Origin of the sequence: Sphingobium limneticum, assembly GCF_008710155.1 — a bacterium.
In the GTDB taxonomy this organism is placed as follows: domain Bacteria; phylum Pseudomonadota; class Alphaproteobacteria; order Sphingomonadales; family Sphingomonadaceae; genus Sphingobium; species Sphingobium limneticum.
In genome coordinates, this window is sequence record NZ_VYPZ01000032.1 from 15,307 (window position 1) to 38,837 (window position 23,531).

A 23,531-nucleotide genomic window follows, 5' to 3' on the forward strand; every position below is an offset into this window, starting at 1 on the left:
ATCAGGCGGTGCGGACAGGCGGCACAAATCGCCGCAGCGCCAGCGTGGCGACCAGCGCGCCGAGCGCGCCGCCATAAGCAATTTTAATCGCCAGGGCGGCGCCCCAGCCGATGGTCGACAATCCAACCGCGCCGATCGACAAAGCCAGCAATCCGCCCAGAACGCCGCCGGCCAAGGCGAACAATGCGGCGCGGATCAGGATCGGCCGCAGCGCCGACCCATTCCCCAGCCGCTTGCGGGCGATCAGCGCGGGAACCAGCGCGCTCATCAGCGCGACCGCGATGCTTTGCGGCACGAAATCGATCGCCAGATTGTCCGGCGCCATCCAGCCGAGCGGACGCGACACGGTTCCGAACACGCCCAGGAAGAAAGCCAGGCTCAGCACGCCATTGATGACGACGCTGATGCCGGCTTCCCGGCGGATCGACACGGTCGGCGTCGTCACTGTCCGGCCTTCGCGTTCAGCAGGCCACGCATCTCCATCCAGGACAGGAATTGCGGGAGCAGCCCCATGGTCGTGGTGTCGGGCTTGCCCATACCGAAACCATGATCGCCACGCTCATAGGCGTGAAGCTCCACCGGCACATGCGCGCGTCGCCAGCTGTCGACCAGGGCGTAGGACGGATTGGGAAACAGGCTGTCGTCATTGGCGATGGCCGCGAACATCGGCGGCGCATCGGCCGGCACATCGCGCGCCAGCATCGGACCATAAACATAAGCCATGAAGGACGGGCGATCGCTCCCCTTCCCTTCCAGCGTCGCATTCAGCGTGGTCATCGCGCCGGCGGAAAAACCGATCATGCCGACCCGCTTGGGATCGACGCCCCATTTGCTCGCATCCCCTCGCACCAACTTGAGCGCGGCCAACGCATCGAGCGTGGCGCGCGGTTCGGTGATGCCCGGCGCGGCAGTCGGATCGCGCAGCGAGTCCGCCATCCGCTTGCCCATATAGGCGGACGCCTCAGCGGTATCTGCCGGGGTCTGGTTCAACCGATATTTCAGGACGAAGGCGGCAATGCCATGATCGGCCAGCCAGCGCGCCACGCTCCAGCCTTCATGCTCCATCGACAACAGCATGAAGGCGCCGCCCGGCGCCACGATGACCGCTGCGCCGGTCGCCTTGGCGGGATCGGGCAGAACCGGGGTGATGGTAGGCACGGTAACGTTGCGAACGGCCAGATCCTCGCCGAAGCGCACCCAATTCTCTGTCGATCCCTTGGGTGCCTTCATCTGCGGATAGAGCGCGATAGCATTCGGTTCGGCCGGCGCCTGCGCGGGGACCGGGACAGGCATCTGCGCAACCGCCGGCGCAGCCATCAGCAGCGCGGCGATGAGAGCGAAACGCGTCATGGCATCCCTCCCTTACAGCGCGTTGCGGCGAGCGATGGCGCCATAGACGCCGGCGCTGGGCTTGGGCGTCCGGGCAAACGTCACCGGATCGACGCTGTGCAGGCCGAATTTGGGTTTGTAGCCGAAAATCCATTCGAAATTGTCGAGCAGCGACCAGTGGCAATAGCCTTGCACCGGAACCCCATCGTCCATTGCAGCCTTCAGGCCCGCTAGCGCTTCGGGAATGAATTTGGCGCGGATCGTGTCGTCCTCCGTCCCGACGCCATGTTCGGAAACCAGGATCGGCACGCCGGTCGCTTCATGGGCATAGCGGACCGCTCCGGCCAGTGACCCCGCCCAGACTTCAGTGCCCGACCAGTTGACGGTCGATCCCTTGGGTGCTGGCAACCGGCCCTTGTCGCCCCACAGTGCGCGTTCGTAATTCTGCACGCCGATAAAATCGTCGCCCTTCGCGACGTTCAGCCATTCGCCATACAGTTCGCCGCGCATGCGGTCGCGCACCGACGCCTTGCCCACCGCCTGATCGTCCATCATGGCCAGCGAAATGCCAACCGGCAGGTCAGGCCGCACCGCCTTGATCGCCGCCTTGCCCGCCTGATGCGCGGCCAGCAGCCCCTTCTGCAACGCCGGCAGGTCTTCGACATCGGCGACATTGGCACTGACGAATTTAGGCACGCCCAGCCGCTTGGCTGCGGTTTCCAGAGTCAGCTTCTGAATGGCCCACACCTGCAGCGGCAACATCGGCTTGAGCAGCAGCAGGATATTGGGTTCGTTGAAGGTGATGACGCTATGGATGCCCTGCCCCAGGGCGCGGGTCGCCTTGTCGCAATAGCGCGCGAAAAGCGACGCGCTTTCCGGATTGGTCCAGCCACCCTGCGCACTGAACCAGCGCGGCGCGGTGAAATGGCTATAGGTCACGACCGGCGCCAGACCGCGTGCGCGACAGCCTTCGATCACCGCCTTATAATGGTCGAACATCGCCTGGCTAAACAGGCCTTTCTCCGGCTCGATCCGCGCCCATTCGATGCCGAAGCGATAGCAGTTGAGGCCCATCGCTTTGGCAAGGTCGAGATCGGTTTCCCACAGCGCGAAGCTGTTGCAGGCGTCGCCCGATGGCTGGCTGAAGACGGTGGGCTGCTGGTTTTCCAGAAACCACAGGTCGCTGGCGATATTATTGCCCTCGATCTGATGCGGCGCGGTGGCCGTGCCCCACAGAAAATCCTTGGGGAAAGCCGGGTCGGCACTTTTGCGTGCGGCAAAGGCGGGGGCGGCCATGGCGGCTGCGCCGGTGACCAGAAGGGTTCTGCGGTCCAGCATGATATCCGTCTCTCCGATTATATGATTGTCAGGCAGTGGTTTCGCGCACGAAGGCGCAGATTTCGTCGGACAGCCGCCGGTCGGCGGTGCCCAGATGCATGGCCATGCTGTAATGATTATGGCCGGATTGAATGATGGCGCGCGGCATCGCGCCATGGCGGTCGAGCCGATCCTGCATCAGCCCCAGAAATTCGGCCTGAAAGCGCGGTGGATCGAACTCGGCACAGGCGAGCAGCAGCGGCAAACCGGTCGAGGCGACGGCCTCCAGCGGCATACGCTCAGGGTACAGCGCCGGGTCGCCATAATAGAGCATGTCCCGCTGATCGAGCGGCGTATAGCCATATAGCCCCGACAGCAGGATGGCGGCGCGAATATCGCGATCCCTCACCCGCTTCAGATAGCCCGCGACATGCACGGCGCCCGCCGACGTGCCCATCAGCACGATGCGATCGGGATCGCCGCCATGCTGCGCAACATTATCCTTGAGCCAGGCGACGACCGACGCGACATCCTCCGCCCCGGCCGGCCAGACATGACCGGGCGCGAGCCGGTAGTTGATGACGACGCCCAGAAAACCCGCCTGCGCCGCCATGCGCCCGACATTGGCGTTGGGCCAGGCATCCGCCCCGCCCTTGTCACCCTTCAGGAAACCGCCGCCATGCACGAAGACGATGATCGGCGCCGGATCGCTACCCAAAGGTCGGTAGATATCGACGCGATGCCGTTCGTGCGGCCCATAGGAGACATCCGCCACGGACACCGGCACCTGCGCCAGCAGCGCCATCTGCTCATCGTCGAACAACGCCCGGCACTGGTCGAGAACATGCGGGCCAAGGTCGGTACCCAGCGCCGCGATGGCCTGTCTGATCTGGTTCATCCGTCCCCTTTCATATGCCGTACCACAAACAGGCATGGCGAAAGCTATCGCCCCGCCACGCCCCTGTCAGATCAGAACTTAGCGTCGAAGCTGATGCCCACCTGCCGGAAGGACTGCGGGCCGTAGATGGCACCGATATTCTGCTCGCGCTGATCGGTCGTATAGGGGAAATCGCTCTGCATCAGCGACGGTTCATGCACGTTGAAGAGGTTGCGACCGAACACCGCGACGCTGTAGCGATTATCATCGGTGCGAAGGCCGATCCGGCCACCCACCAACCAGTGCGAGCGGAAGGTCGTCAGGCTGTTCGAATTGGCTTCATAGCGCACCCGCGACTTCCACACCGTATCGGCTGCCACAAAGCCATTGAGGCGACCGGTCACCGGCGCTTCATATTCGCCCGACAGCGTAAACTTATATTTGGGGGCATAGGCCAGCTGCGAGCCGCCGATATTGGTGCCATCCGTGCCGATGAAATTGGTCGGGTAGGTCGCCTTGGCGTAGATGAAGCCGGTATTGAGCGACAGGCCTTCGAAAACCTTGCCGAAGAAGTTGATTTCCGCGCCGCGCGACTTCACGCCATTGATGTTGGTTTGCACGCAGGAAATAACGGCGGTGCTGTCCACGGTGCACTGCTGCGCCTGGAAATTCTTGATCTTCTGATAGAAGACGCTGAGATCCGCGACCCAGCCACCGAACAAGGTTGTCTTGAGGCCCGCTTCATAAGCCATCGGAATTTCGGGCAACACGACGAAAGGCTTGGCAGGGGCCGACGGGATGGCGATCTGCCCGCCCTTGAACCCGCGCGATGCAGTGGCGTAGATCATCATGTCGCGAGCCAGATCATATTGCGCACCCAGCCGCCAGGAGAATTTCTGGACGTCCAATATGGTGCGGCTGAACGGATCGGCGGGCGTGAAATAATCATAACGATCCATCGACAGTCGATCGGTCGTGTACCGGCCACCGGCAATCAGGCGCAGGCTGGGCGACAGATGGAAGGTACCCTGACCGAAGACGGCAAGCGATTCATCCTGAATGTCGAGATCGGCGCCGGGGTTGCGCACGATCGGGATGGTGAGGCCGGGGAACGGCACTACCGACACCGACAGGCTTTCCGGATCGCGTGTCTGCTTCTGGTTCGAATAGAAAACGCCGGCAGTATATTCCAGGAACTGGTCGGCAGGCGAACTGATCCGCAATTCCTGCGTGAACAGGCTCAGCTTGCGGTTCACCGCACCGTTGCCGACCTGCAATTCCAGCGGATCGCCACGGAATACGTTGGTGGCCGCGCCAAAGCCCGTCTCGCTCGATTTGCGATAGGCAGTGACGGACGTCAGCGTGAACGGATCGGCCTCATAATCGAGCTGGAGCGAGCCGCCATAATTTTCCGTGCGGCCGACATAGGAAGAGCCGGAGCAATATTTCTGATTGCCCTCACCCGGCGTCACGCCGCAGCTTGCGAGCCGGGCCGTGATGCCGACGCTGTCTCGAAGCAGGCCGCCCAATGCCGTGCCCGGACCGCTGGTCTGGACGAAGGTGAAGAAGTCGCCGCCATTTTCGGCGCGGCTCTTGGTATAGTCGCCGATCAGGTTGACGGTCAGCCGCTCGGTCGGCTCCCAGAGCAGACGCCCACGCACGCCATAACGATCATTATCGTTATAGTCGCCGGTCAGCGCGTTCTTGTTCACGCCCTGGCGCAAATTGGTGACGCCTGAAATACGGATGGCGGCATTGGATGCCAGCGGGATGTTCACGACGCCCTGAATGACCTGATTGCCGAACTTCGAACCGGCGGTGCCGGCATTGGACAATTCGGTACGCACCCGCGCGGAAAATCCGCTGGGGTCGGGCGCGTTGGTCGTGATGTTGATCACGCCCGCGGACGTCGTCAGGCCGAACAAGGTGCCCTGCGGGCCTTTCAGCACTTCGATCCGGCTGACATCGAACAGGTCGGAGATATTGGCATTGCCCTGGCTGACCTGATCGACGACCACGCCGACCGAGGCGACCGCGCCGGCCGAGAAGGTCTGGGTACCGATACCGCGAATGGCACCGCCACCGCCGGTATTCTGGCCCGGCGCCTGCTGAATTTCCAGCGAGGGCGCGACGCGGCTGAGGTCGTTGACCGTGTTGACCTGCTGCCGCTCCAGCTGTGCCTGATTGGCGACGGTGATGGAGATGGGCACCTCCGTCACCTTTTCAGCCTTGCGCTGGGCGGTGACGATGATGTCCGAATTGGCGTCCGCCGCGTCTGCTGCCTGCTGCGGCGTGGCGTCCTGCGCAAAGGCGGGCACGGCCAAGGCGATGACGCTCGCACCAGCGAGCGCCGTGATGGTCAGGTTGAACTTACGCATGATGTCCCTCTCCCTTTCTTATGATTGGGTGATTGTTGATTATTGTTCGTCGATGATGCGGTTGGTGAGCGTGCCGATGGTGCCGATGCTGATTTCGACCTTGTCGCCGGCCTTCATGTAGAGCGGCGGGGTGCGCTTATCGCCGACGCCGCCGGGCGTGCCGGTGGCGATGACATCGCCGGGGCTGAGCGGGGTGAAGGCCGACACATATTCGATCACGGTCGGGATATCCCAGATCATGTCGCCGACCGGCTGGTCCTGAAGCAGTTCGCCGTTGAGGCGCGTCTGCACGCGCAGGGCGTTCAGGTCGTCAATCTCGTCCGCCGTCACCAGCGCCGGGCCGAAACCGCCGGTGCCGGGAAAGGTCTTGCCCGGCGTGAACTGGATATTGTGCCGCTGCCAGTCGCGCGCGCTGCCGTCGTTGAAGGCGGCGTAGCCCGCGACATAGTTCCAGGCATCGGCCGCCGCGACCTTGTGCGCGGGTTTGCCGATGATGATCGCCAGTTCGCCTTCATAGTCGAAGCGTTCGGTCACAGTCGGCTTCACCATAGGCTGGCCGTCGGCGACCAGGCTGTCGGCATAGCGCACGAAGATCGCCGGATAGGCTTTCTGCTCGCGGCCGGTTTCCTTGACATGCTCGGCGTAATTCAGGCCGACGCACAATATCTTGGCTGGATCGGGAATGACCGGCAGCAGCACGATGTCGGCCGCGGCGAAGGTCGCCCCATCGGTCAGCGCCGACAGGCTGCCCTCGGCCAGCGCGGCCTTCAGGCTGGGCGTCGCGTCGGTCGCCAGTTCGATGATCGTCTCGCCATCCAGGCGGCCAAAACTGGCAGTGCCGTCGGGGCGGCGGAAGCTGACATAACGCATTAGTGATTTTCCTCTGTCAGGACGTCCAGCGGCTGGACCTGCCAGTCGCGGCGATGGCGAAACTTCTCCTCGGCGGCGCGCAGGCCGTCGAAATCCTTGTCGGACATGCCCCATTGGTCGATCCGCTTGGCGGGCCAGGTCCAATCTTCCGGCGCGCCGGCCTGATAATCGTCAGGCACCTTGTTCACGGCGGTCGAAAATTCGATCACGGGGCCAAAGGGGGCGATGAAATAGGCAAAGACATTGGCGCCCGGACCATGGCGTCCCGGTCCCCAGGCCGGCGCCATGTCCTGATCGCGCAGGCGGCCGATGCCGCGCATCACCGCGTCCAGATCCTCCATCTCGAAGGCGATATGGTTGAGGCTGGCGAACCCGGCGCGGGCGAAGGCGGTCGAATGGTGGGAGTCGTTGCAGCGCACGAACACCATGCCCTTGGTCCGGTCCGACACGCGGAAGCCCAGCGCATCTTCGACCAGATGGCCGGTCGCTTCGGCGTCCGCGCTGTTGAACACGACATGGGTGAGCTTGACCGGCAGATCGGCGCCCTCGATCGTTGCGACTTCGGCCGCGTCGACCAGAAAGCGGAGCAGTTCGCCCTCTGCCAGTTCGACGATGATGCCATGGCCGCCACCCGGATCGTCACAGGTCACGGGCGCAGCAGGCAGGCCTGCTTCGGTGACGCTGCGCTTTAGCTGCTCCAGCCGGTCGGCGGTGCAGACGAAGGTGGTGGAGCGGACATAAGGCTGCGCCGACTCTTCCAACGCGACCAGATAGGGGAAGCTGCCCGATCCACGCAGATATTGGATATCGCCGATGACCTCAGCCGGGGCCATGCCCCATATGTCGGTGAGGAAGGCTGCCGCCTCCGCCGCGCCGGACAGCGCCAGTTCGATGCTGCGCAACTTCATTGCACGTCTCCCTGGGAAAGGCCGGCGGCAAGAATGCCCGCGATGGCGCAGGCCTCGTCGCAGTCGCCGGTGTCGCCGCTGATCCCGACGGCGCCGATCACCGCACCTTCCACGTCACGGATCAGGACGCCGCCGGGGGACAGAGCAAGCCGACCGCCGGTGGCGGCGACGACGCTCTGAAAGAAGACAGGGTTGGAAGCGGCACGCGCGGCCAAGACCCGCGTATCCGCCCCCATCCCCAGCGCACCTGCGGCCTTCGCCTTCGCGATGTCGAAACGGAACAGGCTGGCGCCATCTTCGCGCATAGTGGCGACGGGATGCGCGCCGGCATCCAGCACCACCACGGCCAGCGGCTGCGCGCCATCGGCGCGGCCCTTGGCCAAGGCAGCGTCGATGATGGTCCGCGCCTGATGCAGGGTTAGGCTCATGCGGCAATCTCCTGATGAGCAGCGCCGGCGACCAGCGCGTTGCGCCGGACGATGAGGTCGCTCGCCTTGCCGGTGCCGAAGACATAATGGTCGGGCCGGATCAGCACGGACTCGGCGTTGCGGGCCGCCAGCCAGGCGGCGATCGCGCCGCCGTCGTCCAGTTGCGTCAGGTCGATGACGGTCACATCGCCATTCTCGATCGCGGTGCGGGTGAAGAGGCGCCAGCCGCACCCCGTCACATCATCGAGCAGCCGGTCGCCGACACGCGGCTGGATGAAGCGTTCGCCCGCGCCCGCCGTGCCGACTGCGACAATGCCGGTGGCGATGGCGGGGATCAGGTCGGCGGCTGTACCCTGCTGCGCGCTTTTGGCGGCTTCGCGCATTTTCACGTCCCGCTCGGCGGCGGCTGCCGGATCGAGCATGCAGATATAACGGCCGGCGCTCACGGCGGCTGAAATGACGGCGCGGACATGGGGGTCGCGCTCGGGCTGATAGGTATCGAGCAGCGCATCGGGCGCCTGCCCCCGCAACACCAGATCCAGCTTCCAGGCCAGATTGGCGACGTCGCGCAGACCGTGGCACATGCCCTGCCCGAAAAAGGGCGGCGTCTGGTGCGCGGCATCGCCGGCCAGAAACACGCCGCCCTGCCGCCACCGCTCGGCGATCAAACCATGAAAACGATAGGTGGCCGCGCGCACCACCTTGTGCGGCACCCCGGAGAGATAGGGTTCGACCAAAGCGGCGACTGCCGCCGGTTCCATCATCGCCTGGTCGTCTTCGCCCGGCAGCAACATGAATTCCCAGCGGCGATGATTGCCGCGACCCGGCACGATCGTCGCCGGCCGCTTGGGGTCGCACATCATCACCGACAGTTTTTGCAGGTCGGCGGCTTCGGGCACGCCCCACAGGTCGGGGAAGCGGACCGGGCCATCGACCTCGGCATCGACCACCAGCCAGGGTTCCTCGAAATCCAGATCGTCCAGCCTGATGTCCATCGCCTTGCGCACGGCGCTGCGCGCACCGTCGCAGGCGATGACAAAGCGGGCCTGTTCGCTGCGACTGCCCGACAGGCGGAGCGTCACGCCGTCCGCATTCTGCTCCAACCCTTCGAATGCAACACCGAGTTGGACAGTGATATTGGGGTGTTCATTCAGCGCGTCGCGGAGGTGATCCTCCAGTTCGGGCTGGTAGAAGAAATAGTCGTTCGACCAGCTGAACGGCCGCGCCCGGCCGACCGTACCCATGTAGCGGATGACGCCATGGTCGGCGCCGACATGCAGATGCCCTTCGGTATCGCGCATGTCGCCTGCGACTCGATCGATGACCCCGGCCGACTGGAACAGGCGCATCATTTCATGGTCCAGATGCACCGCGCGGGGCAGCGGATAGGCGCGCGCCTCCTGCTCGATCACCAGGACCGAGGCACCGGATTTGCCAAGTAAATTGGCCGCAAAGGCCCCCACCGGCCCGCAGCCGATGATCGCAACGTCGAACATGAAAGCGTCTTTCCGGTCAGGCGGTCACGGGCTGTACAGCGGGCGCTTTATGCAGCTTCCCGCCAAGCATTATCATATTGATTTTATTGGCATCCTGCATGATGCGAACGTCCTTTGTCGGATCGCCGTCGATCAGCAGCAGGTCGGCCAGATAGCCCGGCTTCACCTGTCCAACTTGCTGTCCCATAAGCTGTCCGCCGAGCATCGTGGCGGCGCTCAGGGCTTCGGCCGGGGTAAAGCCGTAATAGGTGACGAAATGCTCCAGGTCGCGGGCGTTGCGGCCATGGGGGTTAAAGGGGAAACCATAGTCGCCACCCGGCAGGACGCGCACGCCCCGCGCCTTCAATTTGGGCACCAGCGCCTTTTCCAACTCCAGACGCTCGGCCGCGCTCGCCTTCATCGACGCCATATTGACATGCGGCGGGGGCGACGCTTCCAGCGCGGCGACGGAAACGCCGGGGCCGGGCGCGTAGAAGATCGCATCCTTCTTCGCCGCCATCGCGTCGATCGCGGCATCGTCGGCAAAGGAGCAATGATAGAGGATGCGCGCGCCCGCTTCGAGCGCCAGAGTGATGGCGCGCGGCGAATAGGCATGGGTCGCGATCCACAGACCCGCATCCTTCGCCGCCTCGCCAGCCGCCAGCATCTCCTCGTCCGTGTAAAGGATATCGCCCGACGAACCAGGCTTGAGCGCATCTTCGCCGGAAATGACCAGCTTGAGCGACTTGACCCCTTCCGCCGCGCAATAGGCGACGAAGTCGCGCATCGCTTGCGGACCGCGACCGTTGAACACGTCGCCCGTCTCAACGCCCTCTTCCCCTTCCGGACTGCGCTCCAGCGTCGAGGGGACGAGGCGCGGGCCGGGCGTTCCGCCGGCTTCGATCGCGCGGGCCAGTTCGGGTTCGATCTGGTCGCCCAATGCGCCCGCCGAATAGAGGCTGGTATAGCCATGGTCGAGCAGCACGCGGGCATTGCGCCATGCGGCGACCTTCAACTCTTCGGGCGGCAGGATGAACTGGTGATAGATTTTCTCGACCGAGCTGCCCCAGGTGAGATGGGTATGCGCATCGACCATGCCGGGCATCAACGTGCCGCCCTGGCCATCGATCACGGTGTCAGCCGTTGCATCGGTGTCGGCAGGCAGGATGGCGGCGATGCTGTCGCCTTCGATCAGAACGGCACCGGGGACAGGATCGCTACCCGTTCCGTCGAATATCCGGACATTGCGGATAAGCTGTCGCACCTGAAGTCTCTCCCGTTGTCGTTGTGGAGACGTTATGGACCGCGACGACCAGAAAGAAAAATAATGATTTTTCGATGCGTCATAGTTTGGAACTATGGATCAACGTGTCGAGCAGTTCACCCCCCAGACGCGACAGACGGCCGCCCGCCAGCTTGCGCACGCCGATACTGCGGGCGAAATGCGCTTCTTCGATCGTGATCGCCCGCAGCACGCCGATCGACAATTCCGCCCAGGCGACCTGCATCGGCAATATGGTGACGCGCTGGCTGCCACGCACCATCGCTTTCGTGGTGAGCAGGGAGTCGCAGCGGATGATATCCTGCGGAACGGGAATATCGGCGGCCATGAACAGCGCATCGACCTGACGACGGAATGCGCCGCGCGCTTCGGGCAACACCCAGCGCATATGCGCCGTGTCGCGCAAGGAAAGACGCGCAGGCATATGGTCGTTCTGCTTGCCCACGATCAGGGCGAAAGGATCGCGCGAGAAGGTCTGCTCCTCTATGCCTTCAGGCGGCTGTTCGATGCCTGTGGTGACGAAGGCCAGCTCGATCTCGCCCCGATGCAGCATGGCGGCGAGGTCATGGTCGGGCCGTTCCACCACATGCAGCGCGAACCGGCCGATCCGCGCCTCCATGCGGCGCACCGCATCGGGCAGCAGGCTGACCAGCGCACCGGGCGTGCCGCCTATGCGCAACGGCCCGGCGACACCGGCGCTGGCCAGCGTCACCTCCGTCTGCACATCGGCCATCAGGCTGTCGATCGCCTCCGCCCGGCGCAGCAACGCTTCGCCTTCGGGCGTCAACTGGATGCCGCTGCGCGAGCGTTCGAACAGCGACACGCCACCCAGCGACTGTTCCAGCTGCGCGATCGCATTGGATACGGATGGCTGGGAGATGTTGAGCGCGCGCGCGCCGCCGCTGATGCTGTTGGCGCGGCACACCGCCAGGAAGGTGCGGATGGCGCGCGGGTCTATCATTGGGCGTCTGCTCCTTGTTGCGCTGATGGCGTTGCGCCGATGGCTCTAACCGCGCTCTGCCGCAAGGAGAAGCGCCAACCCGCGCTAATCGTCGGCGGCGCGCAACCGGTAGCCGATGCCCAGTTCGTTGCCGATGATCCGCGGCTGCTGCGGATCATCCTCCAGCTTGTGCCGCAAGGTGCGGATCAACACGCGCAGATATTCGACATGATGGACATGTTCGCGCGGCCAGACATGGTTCATGATCTGGCTATGGGTGATGACCCGGCCGGGAAAGCGCGCAAGCTGCGCCAACACGGCGAATTCCTTGGGCGTCAGATGGACCTCCGCCCCGCCCTTGCGCACGATATTGGCGATGAGGTCGATTTCGACATCGCCCGCCCGGACAGCCACCGCGCCGCCATGGCGGGTCATGCGGTTGCGCAGCGCCACCCGCACCCGCGCCAGCAGTTCGTCCGTATCGAAGGGCTTGGTCAGATAATCGTCCGCGCCAAGATCGAGCGCCGCGACCTTCTCGTCCGTCGCGTCGCGCGCCGATATGATGATGAGCGTGGTGTCGCCCTGCTGCTTGAACAGCGGCACAAGCTCCAGCCCGTCCCGATCGGGCAGACCCAGATCGAGCAGGCTGACGTCCGGCTTTGCTATGCGCAACTGCTCCAATGCCTCACGCGCATTGCCGGCCTCTGCCGTCGCATAGCCGGCACGGGTCAGCGCCGCCTGGATCAGCCGGCGGATCGGCGGTTCGTCGTCGATGATGAGGACGGTGTGGCGGATCGTCATGGCAGGCTCTCGTCAGGCAGGTCGATAATGATGCGCGTGTCGGGGATATGCAAAGTGAAGCAGGCGCCGCGCGGGTCCGCTTCATTGTCGGCACTGACGGCGAGGCCCATCGCCTCGGCAAAGCCCTTGACTATGGCAAGGCCAAGGCCGGTGCCGTGCTTGGCCCGGTCAGACCCTTCCAGTCGGGTGAAGGTGTCGAACAAGCGGTCCATGTCGCCGGGCGGCAGGCCGGGGCCTTCGTCCACCACCGACAGGGTTATGCCGTTATGGGTGCGCGCCCCCCGGATCGTGACCGGCGTGTCCGGCGCGCCATAACGGCCGGCATTGTCGAGCAGGTTGATGAGGATATGGTGCAGCAGCACCGGATCCAGCCTGACCAGCGGAATGTCGGGCGGGATCGCAACTTGCACGCTGCGGCCGGCCAGCGATTGGCGGACATCGTCGACCGCGCTGGCGACGGCATCGAACAAGTCGATCGCCTCCACCTTCATGGGTAGCGCGCCGGCCTCGATCCGGGCCATGTCGAGCAGATTGGCGACGAAGCGGTTGAGCCGCTGCGCCTCCCCATCCACCGTGTCGAGCAGCGCCGAAGGCTGATGCTGCTTCAGTTCATGAATGGCCGATATGATGGTGGTGAGCGGCGTGCGCAGATCATGGCTGACCGACGAGAGCAAGGCGGAGCGCAGCCGGTCGCGTTCATAGACCTGCCGCGCGCCTTGCATCTCCTCCTCCAGCGCCATGCGGTCGAGTGCGATGGACGCCTGATCGAGCAGGCTGGTCAGCAGTGCCGCCTGATCGGAGCGCAGGGGTTCGCCCGCATCGTCGCGCGCCAGCCCCAGCACCCCCAGCACGCCGCGCTGGGTGCCGAGCGGATGAAACAGCCAGTCGGAGGCCGTCAACGTCGAGGATCCGCGTCCCGCCGGCTGGCCATTGTCCATCGCCCATTGGGCGGCGGCGCGCTCGATCTGCTCCAGCCGGTCTTCGGGCGGATAGGCGGCGCGCAGGTCCGGTCCGTCGCGCGAGGGGAGAAGGAGGACCGTGCGCAGGTCGAGCAGTCGGGCGATCTCCGCACAGATCGCCTGCATCAACTCATTCCCGCTGGCAGCCGATGTAAGGCTGCGGGAGAAGCCCGCCAGCGCCGCATTGGCGCGCGCGCTCGATTGGGCGAGGTCCGCCTGCCCCCGCACCCGCGCGGCAAACTGGCTGGTCACGATCGCCACGCCCAGCAATACGAGGATGGAGATGATATTTTCCGGGTTGCTGACCGTCAGTGTCCCGGTCGGCGGCAGGAAGAAGAAATTATAGGCGAGGCTGGACGCGATGCCCGCAAACAGCCCGGCGCGAAGGCCATAAGTGGCGGCGGCGAACATGACCGGCACCAGATAGAGCAGCGCGATATTGCCAAGGTCGATGACCGCCAGCAGCAGGCGGCCGAGCGCCGTCATCGCCACGATCAGGCCGGCCGACCAGAGATAGTCCGCCGGCCTGCCCCAAGGCATGCGCAGCGGTTTTCGGGGCGGCGCCACCTGATCTTCATCGGCGGGCAGGACATGGACCGCCACCTGCCCCATATCGCGCACCAGCCGATCGACCACCGATCCATGGCGCAGTTCGAACAGCCGCGATCGCGCCGATTTGCCGATCACGATCTGAGTAGCGCGGGCGTCGATCGCATAGGCGCGAAGGCCATCCAGCACGCTCTGCGCCGGCACGCTGGCGGTGGCCGCGCCCAGACGCGAGGCCAGCGCCAGCGTATCCGCCACCGCCTTGCGCTCCGCATCGGTAAAGCCCTGCGCGCGCCGCGTTTCGATATGCACGGCGGTCCAGGGGGCCTTCAGCGCATCGGCCAGGCGCTTGGCGGCGCGCACCAGTCCCGGTCCGCTCGGCTGTTCGCTCACCGCGACGACCACCCGTTCGCCCACGGCAAAACTGCCTGCCAGCGCATGGCCGCGCGCATAGTCGAGCATCTGCGCGTCGATCGCCTGCGCCGCCCGGCGCAATGCCAGTTCGCGCAGCGCCGTCAGGTTCGATTTTGAAAAGAAATGGTTGAGCGCCCGGCTTGCTTCGGCCGGGATATAGACTTTCCCCTCCTTCAGGCGCTCGATCAGTTCGTCGGGCGGAATGTCAACGACCTCGATCTCCGCGCCGTCCAGCATGGCGTCCGGCACCGTTTCGCGGACGCGAACGCGGGTGAAGGAGGCGACGACGTCGTTCAGGCTTTCGATATGCTGGATGTTGATCGTGGAATAGACGTCGATGCCGGCGTCCAGCAGTTCGTCCACATCCTGATAGCGTTTTGGATGGCGGCTGCCCGGCGCATTATGATGCGCCAGTTCGTCCACCAGCACCAGTTGCGGGCGCCGTTCCAATATGGCGTCCAGATCCATTTCGCCCAGGCTGTGGCCGGCATGGTCGACCATGCGGCGCGGCATGACCGCATGGCCGGCGATCAGCGCTTCCGTTTCACGGCGGCCATGGGTTTCCACGACGCCGATGACCACATCCGTGCCGGATTTCAGCCGCCGCATCCCGTCGGTCAGCATCTCGTACGTCTTGCCGACGCCCGGCGCCGCGCCCAGGAACAGTTTGAGCTGCCCCCGCTCCTCCCGCGCCGCCTGGCGCAGGAAAGACTCGGGGGACGGGCGGGCGTCAGCGTTCATGGCCGTTCATTAGCGCCAATCCCGTCCAGCCGTCGATTGAGTTCGAGGACATTGACGCGCGGTTCGCCCAGAAAGCCGAGCAGCGGGCGTTCGATAGATTGCGTGATCAGTCCGCGCAGCCGTGCGGGGGCCATGTTGCGCGCGCGAGCGACCCGATCGAGTTGATAAAAAGCCGCCTCGGGCGAGATATGGGGGTCGAGGCCCGAGGCGGAGGTTGTCGCCAGATCGGACGGAACGAAAAGATCTGACGTATTGCGATGCAGGGTGGCGACGTCCGCCCTCACCCGGTCGGTCAGGGCCTGGCTTGTCGGGCCGAGATTGGAGCCGGACGAGGCCAGCGCGTCATAGCCCTTCCCCGCTACCGAGGGACGCGGGTGGAAATAACGCGGCTCGCTGAAATTCTGGCCGATCAGGGACGATCCGATGACCCGGCCTTCCTGACGGAGCAGGCTGCCATTGGCCTGTGCCGGGAACAGCATCTGGCCGATGCCGGTCATGGCGAGCGGGTAGCCGAGGCCCAACAAGGCGCCGAACAGCAGCGCCATGACGATGGCGGGACGAAGCGAGGTGAGAATATCTTTGCCCATGGGGAAATCCTTCAGGCGAGGCCAAGGCCGCTGACGGCCAGGTCGATGATCTTGATACCGATGAAGGGCGAAACGAGGCCACCCAGCCCGTAGATGGCGAGGTTGCGCGCCAGCAGCGGCCCCGCGCCGATCGGGCGATAGGTCACGCCCCGCAGCGCCAGCGGCACCAGCAGCGGAATGATGAGCGCGTTGAAAATGATCGCGGACAGGATCGCGCTTTCCGGGGTGGAAAGGCCCATGACGTTCAACACGCCGAGGCCCGGATAGAGCGCCACGAACATGGCCGGGATGATCGCGAAATATTTGGCGATGTCGTTGGCGACGGAGAAGGTCGTCAACGCGCCGCGGGTCATGAGCAATTGCTTGCCCAGCCCGACGATCTCGATCAGCTTGGTCGGGTCGCTGTCCAGGTCGACCATATTGCCCGCTTCGCGCGCGGCCTGCGTGCCGGTGTTCATCGCCACGCCGACGTCGGCCTGCGCCAGCGCCGGGGCGTCGTTCGTGCCGTCACCGCACATCGCCACCAGACGCCCGCCTTCCTGTTCCTTGCGGATCAGAGCCAGCTTGTCCTCGGGCGTCGCCTGCGCCAGGAAATCATCGACCCCGGCCTCCGCCGCGATGCTGGCGGCGGTCAGCGGATTGTCGCCGGTGATCATCACGGTGCGGATTCCCATGGCGCGCAGTTCGCCAAACCGCTCCCTGATGCCCGCCTTGACGATATCCTTGAGGAAGATGGCGCCCAGCAGCTTGCCGTCTTTCGCAACGGCGAGCGGCGTGCCACCGGCGCGGGCGATCTCGTCCGTGATGCGGCGCAAGTCCTGCGTGACCGGATCGCCCTCCAGAGCGGGATTGGCGCGCAGGATGGAATCCACCGCCCCCTTCTGAATGACCATGTCACCGATACGGACGCCCGAAATGCGGGTTTGCGCCGTGAAGGGAATGACCTCCGCGTCCGACGGCAGGCTGTCCGGCAATTGCGTGAACTGTTCGCGGGCGAGCAGCAGGATGGAGCGGCCCTCGGGCGTTTCGTCGGTCAGGCTGGCGAGCAGCGCCGCCTCTGCCAAAGCCGCCGGCATGGTGCCGCCGACCGGGCGAAACTCGGTCGCCTGACGATCGCCGATGGTGATGGTGCCGGTCTTGTCCAGCAGCAACGTGTCGATATCGCCCGCGGCCTCGACCGCGCGGCCCGATTTGGCGAGCACGTTGAAGCGGACCAGCCGGTCCATCCCGGCAATGCCGATCGCAGACAGCAGCGCCGCGATCGTGGTCGGGATCAGGGTGATGAGCAAGGCCGCCAGGATCGCCACCGGAATGCCGCCGCCGGCATAGCTGGCAAAGCCCGGAATGGTCGCGACCGCGATCAGGAAGATGATGGTGAGGCCGACGAGCAGCAGCGTCAGCGCGATTTCATTGGGCGTCTTCTGCCGCTCCGCCCCCTCAACCAGCGCGATCATCCGGTCGATGAATCCCTGTCCCGGATTGACCGTCACCCGCACCTGGATCTCATCGGAAATGACACGGGTACCGGCCGTGACTGCCGAGCGGTCGCCGCCGGCTTCGCGGATGACCGGTGCGCTTTCACCGGTGATGGCGGCTTCGTTGACCGATGCGACACCAGCGACCACTTCGCCATCGGCCGGGATCAGGTCGCCGGTCTGCACAAGCACCATGTCGCCCAGCTTGAGTGCGCTGGCCGCGACCGTCTCATGATCGGGGCCGCCGCCTTTCAGCCGCTTGGCGGTCAGTTCCGCCTTGGCCGCGCGGAGCGAGGCGGCCTGCGCCTTGCCACGTCCTTCCGCCAGCGCCTCGGCAAAGGTGCCGAACAGCACCGTCAGCCAGAGCCAGACGACCAGTTGCAGCTTGAAGCCGACCGCCAGCGCATCATGCCCGACCAGCAGCAACAGGGTGAGCAGAAGCGCGACCGTCGCGGTGGTGAACATCACCGGATTGCGGATGAGCGCGGCGGGATGCAGCTTGCGCACGGCGTCGGCGCAGGCGGGCAGGATCAGGTCGGGCGTGAAGAGGGATTTTTGTTCGGACCGGGCCATGGGGTGATCCTTAAAAAAGCTGGCCGCGCACCATTGCGAGATGATCCGCAATGGGGCCGAGCGCGAGGCTGGGGAGGAAGGTGAGGCCGCCCACGACCAGCACGATGCCGATCAGCAGGCCGGTCCAGAGCGGACCGGTGGTGGGAAAGGAGCCGGCCGTTTCGGGCGTATGGCGCTTGGCCGCCAATCCGCCGGCGATCGCCAGCATCGGCACGATGATGAAGAAGCGGCCGATCCACATCGCCACGCCCAGCATGCCGTTATAGAAGGGCGTGTTGGCGCTCAGCCCGGCAAAGGCCGACCCATTGTTAGCCACCGCACTGGTGAAGGCGTAGAGTATTTCCGAAAAGCCATGCGGCCCTTTGTTGAGCGGTCCGGCTAGGCCAGCCGGCAGCACGCTGGCGACGGCGGTGAAGCCCAGGATGATGAGCGGCAATATGGCGATGGCCAAGACGGCCAGCTTCACTTCGCGCGCCTCTATCTTCTTGCCCACATATTCGGGCGTGCGGCCGACCATCAATCCAGCGACGAACACGGCCAGAATGGCGAACAGCAAAAAGCCATAGATGCCAGCGCCCACGCCGCCGATCACGACTTCGCCCAACTGCATGTTGAACAGCGGGATCATGCCGCCGATCGCGGTGAAACTGTCGTGCATGGCGTTGACCGCCCCGCAGGAGGCCGCCGTTGTGACGACGGAGAAGAGGGCCGAGGCGGCGATGCCGAAGCGTAGTTCCTTCCCCTCCATATTGCCGCCGGCGACGCCCAGGCCATGCAGGATGGGATTGCCGGCCGCTTCCTGCCAATAAGTGATGGTGACGCCGATCAGGAACAGGGTCATCATCGCGGCCAGGATCGCCCAGCCCTGACGGACATTGCCGACCGCCTTGCCGAACGTGTAGGTCAGGCCCGCGCCGATCAGGAAGATCGAGAGCATTTGTGCCAGATTGGTGAGCGCGGTCGGGTTTTCGAACGGGTGGGCGGAATTGGCGTTGAAGAAGCCACCGCCATTGGTGCCCAGCATCTTGATCGCTTCCTGCGACGCGACCGGGCCAAGCGCGATCGTCTGGCGCGCGCCTTCCAGCGTGGTGACGTCGACCGATCCGGCCAAGGTCTGCGGCACGCCGCTAGCGATGTAGAACAGCGCCAGCACGACCGACAAAGGCAGCAGCAGATAGAGCGTCACCCGCGTCATGTCGGCCCAGAAATTGCCGATCCCCGTTGCGCTGCGCCGGGCAAAGCCACGAAAAAGGGCGAAGGCGAGCGCGATGCCGGTGGCCGCCGACAGGAAATTATGAATGGTCAGCGCCAGCATCTGGCTGAGGTTCGACATGGTCGATTCGCCGGCATAGCCTTGCCAATTGGTGTTGGCGGCGAAGCTGATCGCGGTGTTGAAGGCGAGCGGCTCGCTGACCGCGCCGAACCCCTGCGGATTGAGCGGCAGCACGCCCTGAAGCCGCAGCAGGCCATAGGTGGCGAGCAGCAGCACCGCATTGAAGATCAGCATATGGACGGCATAGCGCCGCCATCCCTGCTCTTGCGTCGGGTCGATGCCCGAAAGGCGATAGAAGCCGCGCTCCACTGGTCCGAGCAGCGCATGGAGCGGCGTGCGGCGCCCTTCATACAGGGCGAAGAGCCACAGGCCGACGGGCTTGGCCAACATCAGCACCATGGCGACGAAGAGGAGGATGAGGGTCCATCCCTGGATGGTCATGACGACGCCTCCTTCAGAAGCGGTCGGGCCGTGCGAGCACGGCGACCAGATAGGAAAGCAGCCCGAGCGCGGTGATCGCGGCGAGCCAGAGATCGATTGTCATGGCGTGCACCCCTCACTGATTGTCGCACAGCGCGGCATAGCCGAGGCTGGCGGCCAGCAAGGCCAGGATGGCGCCGATCCAGAGGATGTCCTGCATAGAAAGCTCCCGCAGCGCCCGTCGCGAAATGACGGCGGGCCTGTCTGCGGTTGCGCAACTAGGGCGGAGCGGGAGCGGAATGCGAGACGGGGATCGGGCCGGCCGCATAGTATTTGCATATGATTGCGTTGCCGGCACGCATGATGGGCGCGAAACGCAGCGGCGCAGCAGCCGACCGACAAGCGACGCCACCACCGGGATTGGGCCATATAGGATGCAGGATGTGCGGCATGCCGATGATCAATTCGGCAATATTGGCTGGGGCGGCAGGAGCCCCAGTGAAATTTTCACACCCTACAAGGCCTTGAAAATACTGGCGCACAGCCGGCGGCTGCACACCCGGTTGCTACAGCGTGTTGGCACAATCGACAACCTGGATTTCTGCAATCCAGCGACTTCGATAACGGGCTAAACCGAGATCGCTGGGATACTCCTGCTGCTCCCCCTAAACTTGGCCGAGCGGAAGGCCAGCCCAGCAATCGGCATCCAGCTTCTACCCGAGCCTAAGGGCAGAACGACAGAGATTTGGGGCGATTGCAGGCCGACCGGCTCGCAGGCGCCCCGCTATGTAAGGAGGTATCGGTCACGCTGCAGAGCAGTTGCCTTTCCATATATCTAGGCCGCTGCCGCCAGTGTCGGCGGAGCCTTAGGCGTCCGCTTAGTCTTGGTTGTTGTGGATGCTGGCTTGGCGATCCACGCGAAGGCGCACTTGTAACCAAGTGCGCGCAGTTCATTTGCGGCCTGCCTGAAAGTCACAAGACTGAAGAACGGAAGGCGGTTCGTGCCTGCGCTGACGCCTGAACAGATTACTCCATACACTATCAGATGTGCGCCTTCGCTGAAAGGCGTCGCGGAGTTGGTCACTAGCGCCTGGTAGCCCGTCAAACTGAGCGCCACTTCTTGAACCGCAATTGTTGTCCGCAGCCGATCGCGGAACGCTCCATCCATCTTCATAACGCGAGCTGAAACAGTGCCCTGATTGAAAAGATGGCTAAGCCGCGATGACGAGGTCTGATCCTTAATGTGGATCATTGCCCCATCGTCTTGAAGGAAATCGCACGCCTCAATCGAATAAGATGCACCTGTTGGCTTCACCAGTTTTCGGTCAAGGCAAAGCATGTTGTGGCCGCCAGTCGCAATCCGGTTGTTATACTTTTCCTCGTTTTCGTCTGCCAGTGCGGGCGGCAAGACGTGGGGCGTGATCCCAGCGAAAAAGGCCGAAACTTCGGCAGCGAGGTTAGTATCAATCCGGTACCAGCGATCGGCCGACAGCACATATTTTTCGCCGTTCAGGTCCGTCTCGTAAACAAGGCACTCCTTGATACGCCAGCTTTGGCCCTCGTCCTTGGCCGTCGCCCAAGACCGGTGTGTTCCGCCGGGCACTATCATATTTCCGAAAAGAGGGGCGGCGATCGCTACAAACAAAAAGCGCCTCACTACCGAATGGTCGGTTTTCGACCCTAATGTGATTGGGGTAGTCGCGAAGGGCCGGCTAAAACAGAATTTTCTATTCCAATGGTTTCAGAACTTCGATTTGCGCACAATAACTGAACCTGGCCCGACACCTCAGTTGAACAAGTAAAACCTTGAGCCGCTCCTAATCCCGATACCGTCGACCAGTGAAGAGCAAAATGAGATTGCGGCAATCTTCGACGCCATTGATGCCAAAATTGACCTGCACAAACGTAAGAAGGCCGTCCTCGAAGAGCTGTTCCGCGCTCTGCTGCACAAGCTGATGACCGGCGAAATCCGCGTCGCCGATCTCGACCTGTCGGCGCTCGAAGCCAAGCACGAGGTGGCAGCATGACCGACCTAGCTATTTCCGAAGCCGGCTCAGTCCAATTCCCGATGGTGCGCCACGCGGAAGAAATCGGCTGGACGCCGCTGACGCCGGATGACGCCCGCACCAAGCGGGGGAGCGAAGCGGCGATGTTCCTGCGCGATGAACTGGAAGGCGCGATTGCCCGGTTCTGCAACTCAGCGATGAGCGGGAATCCGACGTCCGGTTGCTTTTCAAGAAGACCGCCGAAGAACCCAAAATCCTAATCGTCACCGACAAGCTGTTGACCGGATACGACGCGCCGGTCCTCTACGCGATGTATCTCGACAAGCCGATGCGCGACCATGTGCTGTTGCAGGCGATCGCTCGCGTGAACCGCCCCTATGTCGATAGCGAAGGCGTGCGCAAACCGATCGGGCTGGTCGTCGATTTCGTCAGCGTACTGCGGGACCTCAAGAAGGCGCTCAAGTTCGACTCTGAGGATGTCAGCGGCGTCATCGAGGACCTGGACCTGCTGTTGACCGACTTCCTTGTGAAGATCGCAACGGCAAAGGCCGAATATCTCGATGCGTGCGAAGGCGGCGGCGCCGACGAGCGGCTAGAGGCGCTGGTTTACGGCAAATTTCTCGATCCTGAACCGCGCAAGGCCTTTTTCGAGGCCTACAAGGACATTGAGAGCCTGTGGGAAATCTTGTCACCGTCCGCCGAGCTGGTCGATCACATTACGACGTTCAAGCGGCTGGCGCAGCTCTATGCGACGGTGCGCAACGCCTATGCCGATCAGGTCGGATTTGTCGCTGACCTAGCCTATAAGACGCGCCGACTTGTTGAAGCGAACGCCGAACAGTCGGGGTTGGGCAATCTCACCAAGACCGTCACCTTTGATGTAAAGACGCTAGATGCCCTGCGCGACAGCAAGGGTAGCGATGAAGGCAAGGTGTTCAACCTCGTGCGCGGCTTGCAAAAGGAAGTCGACGACGATCAAGCCAATGCGCCGATCCTTCAGCCGCTCAAGGACCGAGCCGAACGCATTCTGAAGGACATGGAAAGCCGGAACGTTACCGGGTTGGCCGCGATCGATCTGCTCGGAGCCTTGGCGGCGGAGAAAGAGATGCGGCTTGCAGAGGCCAAGGCGAGCGGCCTGTCTGCCGATGCGTTTGGTGTCATGATTGCGCTTCGCGACGATCCCGCGCTGACTGGCGGCGAGATCGATGTGCGTCAAGTTGCAAGTCTGATCGATGAACTTCGTACGCGCTACCCTAACGCACTGCTCAACGACGATGAACGCAGGCGACTACGCGGCGCGCTTTATCTCCCGCTTCTCGACCTGAATGATGAGGATCGGACCCGGATCGTGGACTTGATCATGCGGTCGCTACTATCGTGATACAGGAAGGCGGCGCGATCGACCTAAAAATGCGCGTTATTCGATGGTCGGTGAAGTTGAAGGTCAATCCGCGGATCGTGCGGGTTTACCCTATGAGGCGGAAATGGGGATCATGTTCGTCTGCTGGCGTCATTACGTTGGCAATGGAGTTAGCGGACAGGGAACCAGAGTTCAGGGATTTCGTGATCGTCCACGAATTGCTTCACTTGCGCTATCCGATTCATAGTCGTCTCTTCCAAGCGATAATGACAATGCATATACCAAACTGGCGGAAGCTGGACGCTCAACGCTGACATGTGTTTCAGGGCGATATCGCAGCGGGCCTCTATTTCGGACGCAATGCTGTCGGCTTGCTACCTGTAGGCTGATCGCCGGCTTCTGTCAGAACTGGCGTTGGCGATGTCTGATCTGAACGGCCGGCATTGGTGGTGGGTTCAACGGGTGGTGGCAACACAAGCTTGGAAGCGCTCTGCAGGCGTTTGGTACTCGAGCGTTTTCCTGGGTCGTTCGTTGAGTTGCCGGGCAACGGCACTCAGTTTGGCCTGGCTGTA

General features: G+C 63.6%; 22 protein-coding genes. 4 read left to right on the plus strand and 18 right to left on the minus strand.

Going from position 1 to position 23,531, the window contains the following annotated elements:
• Position 1: 1 nt before the first annotated feature.
• The 18 genes from F4U94_RS21060 to F4U94_RS21145 form a co-directional block, all read right to left on the minus strand.
• Positions 2-445 carry a hypothetical protein gene (locus F4U94_RS21060; protein WP_172598770.1) on the minus strand — a complete coding sequence of 148 codons (444 nt, stop codon included), beginning with the start codon at positions 443-445 and terminating at the stop codon, positions 2-4.
• Entirely contained in the window at positions 442-1,350 is a 909-nt protein-coding gene (locus F4U94_RS21065) for an alpha/beta hydrolase (RefSeq protein WP_120250562.1), read from the minus strand. Before F4U94_RS21065 ends, F4U94_RS21060 begins: the two co-directional genes overlap by 4 nt.
• A 12-nt stretch (positions 1,351-1,362) precedes the next feature.
• On the minus strand, positions 1,363-2,667 hold the full coding sequence (locus tag F4U94_RS21070) for a family 1 glycosylhydrolase (protein ID WP_120250563.1): 1,305 nt from the start codon (positions 2,665-2,667) through the stop codon (positions 1,363-1,365).
• Positions 2,668-2,695: 28 nt separating this feature from the next.
• On the minus strand, positions 2,696-3,544 hold the full coding sequence (locus F4U94_RS21075; protein WP_120250564.1) for an alpha/beta hydrolase: 849 nt from the start codon (positions 3,542-3,544) through the stop codon (positions 2,696-2,698).
• A 71-nt stretch (positions 3,545-3,615) separates the two neighbouring features.
• Positions 3,616-5,901, minus strand: a complete 2,286-nt coding sequence (locus tag F4U94_RS21080) for a TonB-dependent receptor (protein ID WP_120250565.1) — start codon at positions 5,899-5,901, stop codon at positions 3,616-3,618.
• Positions 5,902-5,940: 39 nt separating this feature from the next.
• Positions 5,941-6,771: a fumarylacetoacetate hydrolase family protein gene (locus F4U94_RS21085; RefSeq protein ID WP_120250566.1), complete on the minus strand. Its 831-nt coding sequence runs from the start codon at positions 6,769-6,771 to the stop codon at positions 5,941-5,943.
• Complete coding sequence (locus F4U94_RS21090; protein WP_120250567.1) at positions 6,771-7,679, minus strand: VOC family protein; 909 nt, start codon at positions 7,677-7,679, stop codon at positions 6,771-6,773. Before F4U94_RS21090 ends, F4U94_RS21085 begins: the two co-directional genes overlap by 1 nt.
• Positions 7,676-8,107, minus strand: a complete 432-nt coding sequence (locus F4U94_RS21095) for a GlcG/HbpS family heme-binding protein (RefSeq protein ID WP_120250568.1) — start codon at positions 8,105-8,107, stop codon at positions 7,676-7,678. The genes F4U94_RS21090 and F4U94_RS21095 overlap by 4 nt, the downstream gene beginning before the upstream one ends.
• On the minus strand, positions 8,104-9,603 hold the full coding sequence (locus F4U94_RS21100) for a bifunctional 3-(3-hydroxy-phenyl)propionate/3-hydroxycinnamic acid hydroxylase (protein ID WP_120250569.1): 1,500 nt from the start codon (positions 9,601-9,603) through the stop codon (positions 8,104-8,106). Before F4U94_RS21100 ends, F4U94_RS21095 begins: the two co-directional genes overlap by 4 nt.
• A gap of 16 nt (positions 9,604-9,619) precedes the next feature.
• Positions 9,620-10,846, minus strand: a complete 1,227-nt coding sequence (locus tag F4U94_RS21105) for an amidohydrolase family protein (protein WP_120250570.1) — start codon at positions 10,844-10,846, stop codon at positions 9,620-9,622.
• A gap of 79 nt (positions 10,847-10,925) precedes the next feature.
• On the minus strand, positions 10,926-11,825 hold the full coding sequence (locus F4U94_RS21110; RefSeq protein ID WP_120250571.1) for a LysR family transcriptional regulator: 900 nt from the start codon (positions 11,823-11,825) through the stop codon (positions 10,926-10,928).
• 84 nt (positions 11,826-11,909) lie between these two features.
• Entirely contained in the window at positions 11,910-12,605 is a 696-nt protein-coding gene (locus tag F4U94_RS21115; protein ID WP_120250572.1) for a response regulator, read from the minus strand.
• A complete protein-coding gene (locus F4U94_RS21120; protein WP_120250573.1) occupies positions 12,602-15,265 on the minus strand; it encodes a sensor histidine kinase in 2,664 nt (887 codons plus the stop codon). The genes F4U94_RS21115 and F4U94_RS21120 overlap by 4 nt, the downstream gene beginning before the upstream one ends.
• On the minus strand, positions 15,262-15,852 hold the full coding sequence (gene kdpC, locus F4U94_RS21125) for a potassium-transporting ATPase subunit KdpC (RefSeq protein WP_120250574.1): 591 nt from the start codon (positions 15,850-15,852) through the stop codon (positions 15,262-15,264). Before kdpC ends, F4U94_RS21120 begins: the two co-directional genes overlap by 4 nt.
• Positions 15,853-15,863: 11 nt before the next feature.
• Entirely contained in the window at positions 15,864-17,900 is a 2,037-nt protein-coding gene (gene kdpB, locus F4U94_RS21130; protein WP_120250575.1) for a potassium-transporting ATPase subunit KdpB, read from the minus strand.
• A 10-nt stretch (positions 17,901-17,910) separates the two neighbouring features.
• Positions 17,911-19,614, minus strand: a complete 1,704-nt coding sequence (kdpA, locus tag F4U94_RS21135) for a potassium-transporting ATPase subunit KdpA (protein WP_120250576.1) — start codon at positions 19,612-19,614, stop codon at positions 17,911-17,913.
• A 13-nt stretch (positions 19,615-19,627) separates the two neighbouring features.
• A complete protein-coding gene (locus F4U94_RS21140) occupies positions 19,628-19,717 on the minus strand; it encodes a potassium-transporting ATPase subunit F (RefSeq protein ID WP_120250577.1) in 90 nt (29 codons plus the stop codon).
• Between the two features lie 711 nt (positions 19,718-20,428).
• Entirely contained in the window at positions 20,429-21,238 is an 810-nt protein-coding gene (locus tag F4U94_RS21145; protein ID WP_120250579.1) for a DUF6119 family protein, read from the minus strand.
• Positions 21,239-21,449: 211 nt separating this feature from the next.
• On the opposite strand from F4U94_RS21145, the gene F4U94_RS25635 reads away from it, so the two are divergent.
• From F4U94_RS25635 to F4U94_RS25640, 4 genes are read left to right on the plus strand one after another with little or no spacing between them, the layout of a single operon-like run.
• On the plus strand, positions 21,450-21,620 hold the full coding sequence (locus tag F4U94_RS25635) for a hypothetical protein (RefSeq protein WP_428842956.1): 171 nt from the start codon (positions 21,450-21,452) through the stop codon (positions 21,618-21,620).
• Positions 21,617-21,859 (plus strand): hypothetical protein, encoded by a 243-nt coding sequence (locus F4U94_RS21160; protein ID WP_145986223.1) that lies wholly within the window; start codon positions 21,617-21,619, stop codon positions 21,857-21,859. Before F4U94_RS25635 ends, F4U94_RS21160 begins: the two co-directional genes overlap by 4 nt.
• Positions 21,820-22,980, plus strand: a complete 1,161-nt coding sequence (locus F4U94_RS21165) for a type I restriction enzyme subunit R domain-containing protein (RefSeq protein ID WP_197716401.1) — start codon at positions 21,820-21,822, stop codon at positions 22,978-22,980. The genes F4U94_RS21160 and F4U94_RS21165 overlap by 40 nt, the downstream gene beginning before the upstream one ends.
• Positions 22,981-23,009: 29 nt before the next feature.
• Positions 23,010-23,273: a M48 metallopeptidase family protein gene (locus F4U94_RS25640; RefSeq protein ID WP_120252119.1), complete on the plus strand. Its 264-nt coding sequence runs from the start codon at positions 23,010-23,012 to the stop codon at positions 23,271-23,273.
• The last annotated feature ends 258 nt before the right edge of the window (positions 23,274-23,531 follow it).